We start from the raw sequence: 7,798 nt of genomic DNA on the forward strand, positions 1-7,798 counted from the left end.
GACACGCCGGGATTGCATCTCGGCATCGCTCTCGGCAACCGCGCCAACCCCCGCATCCGCGCGCGTAGCGTGACTGGACGGTTGAAAGTTTGCCGACATGATGCCGACAGCGGTCCGACGGAGGCGGTATGACCACTCACTCCCCCTACGCTGCCGCGGACGACCTGCGGCCCCAGTTCGCGGGATCGGTGCTGGCACCGGAGGACTCCGGTTACGACGCGGCCCGGGCGATCTTCAACGCGATGGTCGACCGCAGGCCCGCGGTGATCGCCCAGTGCACCGGCGTCGAGGACGTGCGCGCCGCCTTGGCCTTCGCCGACCGCAGGGGTCTCGAGGTGGCCGTGCGCGGCGGCGGCCACAGCGTCGCTGGCGCGAGCCTCACCGAAGGCGGATTGGTCGTGGATCTGCGGCGCATGCGGTCGGTCACCGTCGACCCGCACGCGCGCACCGCGGTCGTCGAGGGCGGCGCCACCTGGGCGGATTTCGATCGCGCCTGCCAGCCGCACGGCCTCGGCACCACCGGAGGGCGAGTGTCCAGCACCGGCGTGGCCGGGCTGACCCTCGGCGGCGGCTCGGGGTGGTTCGAGCGCAAATTCGGCTTGGCCAGCGACAGCCTGCTGTCGGTCGACCTCGTCACCGCCGACGGAGTCGAGGTCCGAGCTTCAGAGGACGAGCATCCCGACCTGTTCTGGGCGCTGCACGGCGGCGGCGGAAATTTCGGCGTGGCCAGCCGATTGACCTTCCGGCTGCATCCGCTGCCGGTCACGACGCTGGGCCTGCTGCTGTGGGAAGCCGAGCGCGGACTCGAGGTCGCCACTGCCTACCGAGACCTCGTCGAGGGCGGTGTCACCGAGGATCTCGGCGGAGCCGTCGTGTATCTGACCGGACCGCCCGAGGACTTCGTGCCCACCGAACTCCATGGCAAGCGGTTGGCGGTCTGCGTCGCCGTCTACGCGGGCACCGCGGCCGAACTGCGCGATGTGCTCGCACCGATGTTCGCGCTGCGCCCGGACGGCGTGCTGCTCACCGAGATGCCGTACTGCGACATCCAATGCGCGCTCGACGATCCGCCGGGCGTCCGCAACTACTGGTCCGACGCACACCTCGCGGGCCTGCCGGACGAAGCGGTGCGGCGGTTCGCCGAACAGGGCATGGCCATGCCGGTTCCCACGCCGTCGCAGAGCCTGCTCGTGCCGTGGGGCGGCGCCGTCGCGGCGGGCGCACGGGACTGGCCGCAACCCCACCGCGGCGCCGCGTGGGTGGTGCACCCGTTCGGACTGTGGGAGGACCCCGCCGACGACGCGTACGGCATCTCCTGGGTCAAGAACACCGTCGCCGCGATGCGGCCCTACGCCACCGGAGCGGTGTACCTGAACTTCATCGGCAACGAGGGAACGGACCGGGTGATCGCGGGCTACGGCCGGGAGAACTACGCGAAACTGGCGGCGGTCAAACTGGAATACGATCCGCGCAACGTCTTCCACCTGCATCACAACATCCATCCCGCGGCCGCCACCGCAGGGCCACGCTCATGAATCCCGCGACGACACGGCCTCTCCGGTCCGCCACGCGGGCGACGGCCGGACCTGCCCTGCGAGTGGTGCTGACCGCGATCGCCGCGCTGGTGATCGGCATGGTCTCGCCCGGGCACGCGTCGGCGGCCCCGGCGGTGCTCGGCGGCGGATCGGGCATCGTGATCGGCCAGCACGCGGCGTGCACGCTGACCACGATCGGGTACGACAACGCCGGGCGACTCGTCGGGCTGACGGCAGGCCACTGCACCATGCGCGGCATGCCCGTGCGCGCCGAACACGCGCTGACAGCGGGACCGGTCGGTGTCGTGGTCCTGGTCGACGTGGTCGACGACTACGCCGTCATCGAGTTCGATCCCACCCGGGTCACGCCGCTGCGCAACGTGGGACCGCTGGTGATCGAGGACGTCGGCGCACCGCCGCAGCCCGGCACGATCGTCTGCAAGAACGGCCGCACCTCCGGCTACGGCTGCGGGGTGGTGTGGGATCAGAACGAGTCGTGGTTCCGCAACCAGGTGTGTTCGAAGCCGGGCGATTCCGGTGGACCAGTCACCGTCGGTGATCGCCTGGTCGGCATGAATGTCGGCCACGTGGGCGTCACCGCGTTCGGGGCGACGGTCTTCGACGTCGCCTGTCAGCACCCGCAGGTACCGGTGCACGATCCGGCGGTGGCCACGCAGATCGGCACAGTGTTCGCCGACATCGACCGGATCGGCGGGCCCGGTACGGGCTTCCGGCCGTTCTGATTCACGGCGGCTCGACCGAATGGCTCGAACAGCACGGCGCTCGTAGGATGTTGCTGCGCCGGAGGTGCCCGGTGCGCGCGCGTCGCCGCCAACCCGCAGGAGCCGAACGTGGACACCGGATCCGTCCCCTCCTACCTCCGCTACGTCGCCATCGGCGACAGCCAGACCGAGGGCATCGGCGACCCCGACGGCGACGGCGGACACCGCGGCTGGGCCGACCGATTCGCCGCACTCCTCGGCGCGGGCGCACCGGCCCTGCGCTATGCCAATCTCGCCATCCGCGGCCGTCGCGCCGCCCAGATCCGCGCCGAACAACTCGCCCCCGCCGTGGCGTTGCGACCCGACCTGGTCACCGTGATGGCGGGCATGAACGACATCATCCGTCCGCGACTCGACCGCGCCGCCCTGCTCGCCGACCTGCACGCCATGTTCGAAGCGCTCACCGCCACCGGCGCCCGCGTGATCACCTTCACCTATCCCGACATCGGCGGCATCGCGCCCTTCGTGCGACCGCTGTCCCCGCGCGTGCGCGAGCTCAACGCCGAAATGCGCCGCCTCGCGGATCGATACGGGCTCACCCTGGTCGATTTCGAACCCGTCGCCGCCACCACGCACCCGCTGGTCTGGTCGGCCGACCGCCTGCATCTGAGCCCGCTCGGCCACGACCTCGTCGCCCGCGCCGTCGCCGACATTCTCACCCTCCCCGGCGCCGACGCGACCTGGCGCGATCCGCTGCCGCCGGTGCGGCACAGCGTGGCCGAGATCGTCGCGACCGAGTTCAGCTGGACGGCCCGGCACATGCTTCCGTGGGTCGCCCGCCGAGTGCGCGGCCGTTCCTCCGGAACCGGCATTCGGCCGAAACGACCCGAGCTGCTGCCCGTGCTCGTCCGGCGGCCGGACGACGCCAACGCCTGAGTCGGCTTTCACGCCTCGCCGCAACACCGGGCAGCGGCGCGAGATCCGTCTGGTCCGAGGCCTACGACCGGCGGTAGTATGGCCCGGTGCGTAAACCGGCGGAGGGATCGGCGCGGCTGCGCGGTGCCTTCGTCGGATCGGCATCGGGGGCTGTCAGTATCGCCGCGCACGCGCTCGGCGGTGGCGTGGTCGCACTGGAGCAGCCGTCGGTCGCCCTGCTGATCGGGGCCTGCGCGGCCGTGGGCGTGCTCGTGGGCTCGCTTCGAATGCGCGCCGGGTTCGTCGAAATCATGGGGCTGCTGGCGATCGGCCAGGCCGTCGGGCATACCGCCCTGACCGTGTCTCCGGGTCATCACCATGGATCACACGCGACCACGATGATGCTGTTCGCCCACCTCGCGGCGATTCCGGTGGGGGCGATGCTGATTCGCAGCGCCGAGGCGGCGTTGGCGAGGGCGGCGTCCAGTGTGCGGGGCATCGTGCGCGTGTTGGGGACCGTACCGGTACCCGCGCTCGCGCCGATCGTTCGGATAGCGCCACGCGCTGACGCGAACCCTCGCAGGCTGCTTCTCAGTTCGGGTATCGGGACCCGGGGGCCACCGGCTCACCGGTAGACCCACACCGCCACCGAGCAGTCAGCGGCTCGAAACATCCGTCGAGCGCCTGGGCTTTCGCCGTCGTATCCGCCTCGGACGTCGATAGGTGTCGGCTCTCCGAGACATGTCGCACGGGGTCACCACGCCGAGATATGACACCGGCGGATAGATCCGGCACGCCTGAACATGCTGTAAGAGCGCTCCCGTCCGCCCAACTGCGGCACAGTGCGCCGCGCTCGGAGTGCGCGACTTTCGCACCATCCATCTGTAAACCCTTGCGCGACAACGCGAAGCGCCGTGGGAACCAGATGGCGTTCTGCCGCGCGAACACGACGCCGGACCGGTGGCGGTCCCTCACACACATCCCGAATCCGAACGGAGCTTTTCCATGTTCCCCATCACCCGAACCTCCCGCGTCATACGCGGCGCCGTCGCGCTCGCCGCCACTCCCCTGCTGCTGGTCGCCTGTTCGTCCAACGACAGCACGCCCGCCTCGGCGCGCGCCGCCGACGCGATCACCATTCAGGACCAGTGGATCAAGGCCGCCGACAGCGGGATGTCCGCCGCGTTCGGCGAGCTGACCAACACCGGCGACAAGGCGCTGACCGTCGTGTCCGCGACCAGTCCCGCCTCCGAACGCGTCGAGCTGCACGAGGTGGTGGCCGACGCCGCGGGCACCAAGACGATGCGCCCGAAGAAGGGCGGGTTCGTCATCCCCGCGGGCGGCTCGCTCGCGCTGGCGCCGGGCGCCGACCACATCATGTTCATGGGCTTGAACGGTCCGCTGCGCACCGGTTCCGAAACCCCGGTCACGCTGTCCTTCGACGACGGTTCGACCATGACCTTCACCGCGCAGGTGCGTGACTTCCCCGGCAACCAGGAGAACTACGTGCCCGACGGCGACCATCACGCGGGCGCACCCGCCCCGGCCCCCGCGCCCGGTGCCTGAGCCGATCAGATCCCGGGGCTTCACCCGCAGGCGCCTCCTCGGCGGGGGCGCCGCCGCGGCGGGCGCCGTCGGGCTCGGGGCGGGGGCGATCGCACTCACCGGCCGCGACACCGGCGCGCACACCGCACCGGCCAGCGAACCGTTCTACGGCCCGCACCAGGCCGGAATCGCGACCGCGCCACAAACGCACGCCGCGTTCGTCGGATTCGATCTGCGTCCCGGTCTCGACCGCGACGACATCGCGGGCATCCTGAAGATCTGGACCGGCGACGCCGCCCGCCTCACCCAGGGCGCCGCGGCGCTGGCCGACACCGAACCCGAGCTGGCGGCCCGTCCGGCGCGGCTCACGGTGACGGCCGGACTGGGGCCGGGGGTCTTCACCGCCGCCGGTCTCGAGCACCGCAGGCCCGCCTGGCTGCGGCCGTTGCCGCCGTTCGTCATCGACCGGCTGGAACCGGCGTGGAGCGACGGGGATCTGCTGCTGCAGGTCTGCGCGGACGAGGCCACCACCGTCGCGCACGCGGTGCGGGTACTGTGCCGCAGCGTCACCTCGCTGCTCACGGTGCGCTGGGTGCAGCGCGGCTTCCGCGACGCGGCGCCCGGCCAGACCCCGCGCAACCTGATGGGCCAGGTCGACGGCACGGTCAACATCCCCGCCGGTACACCGGACTTCGACCGGCTGGTCTGGGACGACGGCGCCGCCCAGCCGTGGCTCGCCGGCGGCACCTCACTGGTGCTGCGCCGGATCGCCATGACGCTGGACACCTGGGACGAAATCGACCCGGAGGGAAGGGAACTCACCGTCGGGCGCAAGCTCGGCAACGGCGCCCCGCTCACCGGCAGCCGCGAATTCGACGAACCGGATTTCGCGGCCGTCGACGCGCACGGCATTCCGGTGATCCCGCCGTCGGCGCACATCGCCCGCGCCCGCCACACCCACGACGGCGAACGGTTCCTGCGCCGCGGCTACAACTACGACGACGCCCCCGCCCCCGGCCAGACCTCCAACTCGGGGCTGCTGTTCGCCGCCTATCAACGCGACGTCGACGCCCAGTACCTGCCGGTGCAGCAGCGGCTGGCGGATGTCGACGCGCTGAACGTCTGGACGACGCCGATCGGATCGTCGGTCTTCGTGATCCCGCCCGGCGTGCCGGAACCCGGCGGCTACCTCGGCCAGACGCTGTTCGAGTCGTGAGACGGTCCGGGGCTGTTTGCGGCCCCGGACCTCCACCCGCTCAGCTCCAGAGCACGGCCACGAAGACGTTCACGATGCCGAGACCACCGGCCGCGTGCGTCATCCACGGCACATCCTTGCCCCGCTTGGCATCGGCGCGACTCACCTCGGCGAACCCGGCGACCAGCACGGAGATCACCAGCTTGACGCCGATCTTCATCATGTTCAGATCCTTGTCCAGCGAACCGATCGACTCGGCCATCCCGACCAGCACGATCCCGGTGATGAGCTGCGCCCGCGCACCCCACACCATCACCTCGTTCACCTTCGGCTGCCCGGCGGCGTACCCGCCGATCACCGCGGCCATACCGAGTAAGTGCGTGACGACCACGACGTTGTAGACGAATTCCAGCACGCTCACGTTGCGAACTCCTGACGGTTTGGGCGTTAGAAGACCGTTTTACTCCGTCGATCGCGGAAGGCACCAATCGTGGCGATTCCACACCAGGAGGCCGGTTTGTCTGAGACAGAGAAGGTCACGCTGGCTCCCCTCCACCACCCGACTGAAGCGGACTATCCGGGATCGGGTGCCTTTCGCGGACGAGTCGTCGCGCCACTACCGCCGCCGCTGATCGAACGGCGTCCGCCGGTGGGCATAGCGGCGATGTGCGTGCGCGGCCGTCTCTCGAACGCGGTCATCCCACAAGAGCAATCAACCACTACGCCACCATCTCTGGACGCGACCCCGATCTCGACATCCTGCTACTGCGCCTGCACACCGAAACCGCCTGCCGCCGCGGCGGAGCGCTGACCCTGCGCCCCATGGAACTCAACCCGGCACACTTCCTCATCCGCTTACGGGAAAACGCAACACCGAACGCTGGCAACCGGTTTCCCCCTCACTGATGAACGCCTTGTCCCATCACGCCTCCGAACGCGGCGCCACCGGCAGCGCCCAACCCCTGCAATCCGCCCACCGAACCCCGATCGCTGAGGGCCGCTACCAAGGCTTGTTCCACGCCTCAGCAGACACATCCCGGAAATCGAAACCATGGGACTCAGCATCCACTGGCTCCGCCACACCACCCAAGTAAGTACTTCAGCAATGCTCGCCGACAGCATGCGTACCGACAACGTCAGGCAGAAGCCAGCGTTCCAGGGAGCCAAAGATACCCGCCCGCCAGGTAACGCATCCAAAGGCGCCACCCACAGGAGTCCCACTCTCTAAGTTGAACAACAACCCTGCGCACAAAGGAAAACGATGACCACCCGAACAGCACTGCTGCTCGTCGGCCTCGCCGTCTTTGGCGTCGCCCTCCTCACCACCAACTGGCACCCCATACGCGCCGTCGCCTACCTTGCCGGCTGGGCGCTCATCGCCATCCTGCTGATCTGGAACGACCGGCGCAACCGCGCGCGGCAGCGGGACAACACACATGCCTAGGCAAGGACCGCGCCGCACGAATGTCGGAATCCGGCTGTTGGATGAACAGATCGAACAGCTCGCGAACGAGGAAGGGTTGGTAATGAAGGCTGGTGATCCGAACCGCTCCGAACTGATCCGCATCTACCTCGCATTCGCCCGCGAGCACATGCCGACCGGATGGCGGCCAGACGGATGGGAGTACCAGGGCTAACCGGCCGAGATGCCCCCCAGCCCGCGCTGACCGGCCTGGCCGGTCACTACCGGTGAGCGCTGAGATTCGTTCGATCTGGCGCTATCGAGGTGATCCTGGTCCGCGCTAATTCGAGGTTGTCAGATCGCAGACCAGTTGGGGCTCTCGCATCGCTGTGAACTGTCACGGGTTGGGGGCCGCTTCTTCTTAGAGGAAGATGGTCGCCATCATGTCGAAGCGTTACCCGCCCGAGGTTCGTGAGAAGGCTGT

At 69.4% G+C, this 7,798-nt stretch carries 9 protein-coding genes; 8 read left to right on the forward strand and 1 reads right to left on the reverse strand.

Going from position 1 to position 7,798, the window contains the following annotated elements; genetic code table 11:
• Positions 1 to 128 precede the first annotated feature (128 nt).
• From AB0H49_RS06465 to AB0H49_RS06490, 6 genes are all read left to right on the forward strand, one after another.
• The gene (locus AB0H49_RS06465) at positions 129 to 1,535 is read left to right on the forward strand and encodes an FAD-binding oxidoreductase (protein ID WP_357247889.1); all 1,407 of its coding nucleotides are present in this window, start codon (positions 129 to 131) and stop codon (positions 1,533 to 1,535) included.
• 65 nt (positions 1,536 to 1,600) lie between these two features.
• Positions 1,601 to 2,278, forward strand: a complete 678-nt coding sequence (locus tag AB0H49_RS06470; RefSeq protein ID WP_355001230.1) for a hypothetical protein — start codon at positions 1,601 to 1,603, stop codon at positions 2,276 to 2,278.
• Positions 2,279 to 2,386: 108 nt separating this feature from the next.
• Positions 2,387 to 3,193 (forward strand): SGNH/GDSL hydrolase family protein, encoded by an 807-nt coding sequence (locus AB0H49_RS06475; protein ID WP_357247892.1) that lies wholly within the window; start codon positions 2,387 to 2,389, stop codon positions 3,191 to 3,193.
• Positions 3,194 to 3,378: 185 nt separating this feature from the next.
• Positions 3,379 to 3,807 (forward strand): hypothetical protein, encoded by a 429-nt coding sequence (locus AB0H49_RS06480; protein WP_357247895.1) that lies wholly within the window; start codon positions 3,379 to 3,381, stop codon positions 3,805 to 3,807.
• A 370-nt stretch (positions 3,808 to 4,177) separates the two neighbouring features.
• Positions 4,178 to 4,738, forward strand: a complete 561-nt coding sequence (locus tag AB0H49_RS06485; RefSeq protein WP_357247898.1) for a copper chaperone PCu(A)C — start codon at positions 4,178 to 4,180, stop codon at positions 4,736 to 4,738.
• The gene (locus AB0H49_RS06490) at positions 4,731 to 5,933 is read left to right on the forward strand and encodes a Dyp-type peroxidase (protein ID WP_357247901.1); all 1,203 of its coding nucleotides are present in this window, start codon (positions 4,731 to 4,733) and stop codon (positions 5,931 to 5,933) included. Before AB0H49_RS06485 ends, AB0H49_RS06490 begins: the two co-directional genes overlap by 8 nt.
• 40 nt (positions 5,934 to 5,973) lie before the next feature.
• Here AB0H49_RS06490 and AB0H49_RS06495 read toward each other — a convergent pair whose 3' ends face one another.
• Entirely contained in the window at positions 5,974 to 6,324 is a 351-nt protein-coding gene (locus tag AB0H49_RS06495) for a hypothetical protein (protein WP_355001698.1), read from the reverse strand.
• Positions 6,325 to 7,173: 849 nt separating this feature from the next.
• On the opposite strand from AB0H49_RS06495, the gene AB0H49_RS06500 reads away from it, so the two are divergent.
• Positions 7,174 to 7,356, forward strand: coding sequence for a hypothetical protein (locus AB0H49_RS06500; RefSeq protein WP_357247904.1), 183 nt, complete (start codon positions 7,174 to 7,176; stop codon positions 7,354 to 7,356).
• Positions 7,357 to 7,393: 37 nt separating this feature from the next.
• Positions 7,394 to 7,549, forward strand: a complete 156-nt coding sequence (locus AB0H49_RS06505) for a hypothetical protein (protein ID WP_357247907.1) — start codon at positions 7,394 to 7,396, stop codon at positions 7,547 to 7,549.
• Positions 7,550 to 7,798 lie beyond the last annotated feature (249 nt).

This window comes from Nocardia sp. NPDC050713 (genome assembly GCF_040654315.1).
Classification (GTDB): domain Bacteria; phylum Actinomycetota; class Actinomycetes; order Mycobacteriales; family Mycobacteriaceae; genus Nocardia.